2 protein-coding genes and 1 pseudogene are annotated in these 2,070 nt (G+C 29.1%); all 3 read right to left on the bottom strand.

What is annotated here, in order from left to right:
- Positions 1 to 509, bottom strand: a pseudogene (locus J7M77_RS16680) (glycine--tRNA ligase); the annotation flags it as partial.
- Positions 510 to 651: 142 nt separating this feature from the next.
- Positions 652 to 1,566, bottom strand: a complete 915-nt coding sequence (locus J7M77_RS16675; protein ID WP_296880613.1) for an alpha/beta fold hydrolase — start codon at positions 1,564 to 1,566, stop codon at positions 652 to 654.
- A 144-nt stretch (positions 1,567 to 1,710) separates the two neighbouring features.
- On the bottom strand, positions 1,711 to 1,896 hold the full coding sequence (locus J7M77_RS16670; protein WP_296880611.1) for a hypothetical protein: 186 nt from the start codon (positions 1,894 to 1,896) through the stop codon (positions 1,711 to 1,713).
- Positions 1,897 to 2,070: the final 174 nt, after the last annotated feature.

Here is a 2,070-nt window from a genome sequence, read left to right as displayed (position 1 = left end):
GTTTCTGGTCTTAAATAAACAGTTGACTTATCATCTTCAACAACACCCATTTTAGTTTCAAACATTAATTTAAACTGCCGCACATCAGTAAAATTACTTTTTCCACAATTTGGACAAGTAATATTATGTTCTTTAATATAATTTACAGTTTCTTCACCAGTCCATCCTTCACTATGAACAGTTGGATCATAACTTTCAATTAATTTATCAGCACGATGTCTAGTTTTACATTCTTTACAATCAATTAATGGATCTGAAAAGCTGCTTACATGTCCACTAGCTTCCCATACTTTAGGATTCATGAAAATTGCTGAATCCAACCCCACATTATAAGGTGATTGTTGAATAAAACGTTTCCACCATAATTGTTTAATATTGTTTTTCATTTCCACGCCAACTGGTCCATAATCCCAAGTATTTGCAAGTCCATCATAAATTTGTGAACCTTGGTATACAAACCCCATTGTTTTAGCGTGATTTACTAATTTTTCCATATCTTTAGCTGCCATATATAACTCCTTTTTTTGACATAAATAATGAATGACTTGAACATAGTCAAGTCAATTTAAAGCTATTTTGTCCGATATTTATATTTTAATGCATATCTAAAATACCCTTATAGTGGTTATTTGTCAACAAACTATAAGGGTACTAAACATAGGTCCGATTATTTAACCAGTCTAATATATCCTGATAAATCTCTAAGCGCTGTTTATCATGTAAAAGATCATTATGACTATCCTTATATAATTTTAAAGTAATATCTTTTTGCCCTTGAGCCTTTAATGTTTCATATAACCATGTTGGTCCAATCCCAAATTTACCAAAAGGATCTTTGATTCCCGAAACAATCAACATTGATACATAATTAGGTATTTTTTTTATATTTTCATTTAATGATACATTTTTAATAATATCAAATATTTGACGATAAGCGTTATTAGTATAAATAAAGCCAGTAAACGGATCTTCTAAATACAATTTCAACTCACGATCATCGCCAGTTTGATAATTAGCATTTTTATCTTCAGAAAGCAATTTATTAATAATATTTTTAGAAATAGTATTTGACCGATGCATATTACCTTTTATCAAAGCATCCCCTTTGATAATTAACTTCTTTAATCTAATGAAATGCTGCTTACCACACGTTCCCATTAATACTACTCCCTGAACAAAATCCCCATATTTTGCTAAATACTGCCTTAACACAAGCGAACCAAATTGATTACCAATCATGAAATATGGCAATTCTGGATATCTGGCAGCCATAATATTACGCAAACGATGCATATCTTCTACTAATGTTTTAGTGGCATCACCAGCTCCAAAATAACCTTGTTCAAAATTATATAACGATGTTCCATGACCAGGAAAATCACTGACAACTACAACATACCCCTCATGTGCCAAATATTCAGCAAATTTTTTATAACGATCTGAATATTCAGACATAGCATGATGAATTTGAACAATCGCTTTATAACGAATCATTACCGTAGGCAAGTAAATATCAAATTTAACATGGGTTGCTGTTACAGAAGTAAAAGTTTCTGTCGTTAACATGTTAAATATCCCCCTCGTCTATTTTATTCTTATATTATATACACATTTTTTCAAAAAATAAATAAAATCAACAAAACTTAGCAAAATATCTCATTAAATCAACTAAATATCTTCAAAAAACAACAAGCAGGAAATTCCTGCTTGTTATGCTTTAGTAATAATACATTGTTTCTTATAAAAAGATATTCCATAACCTAATACTTCTAGATAACCCAGTTTTAAAAAGTCTTTTGAATACTGTTTTTCTTCTATCTGTCTGGCTGCTTTTTGACTATCCTTGATCTTTAAATAACCGGTATACAACAAGAAACTGTAGATATCATCATTCATCTTACCTTTAGTTTTAATTACTTTTATTATATCATAACGAAAATCATTTTTTCTTAAATGCTGTTTATTTTAGTATTGACGACATTATTATCAATATTTTTCAATAAATACTGATAGATTTTTTTATCTTCATCTTTAAAAACATTAAAAATCACTTGTTCAATTTTACTTGTT

The organism is Thomasclavelia sp., assembly GCF_017889095.1.
In the GTDB taxonomy this organism is placed as follows: Bacteria; Bacillota_I; Bacilli_A; order Erysipelotrichales; family Coprobacillaceae; genus Thomasclavelia.
This window is presented reverse-complemented; position numbering and strand designations above follow the sequence as displayed.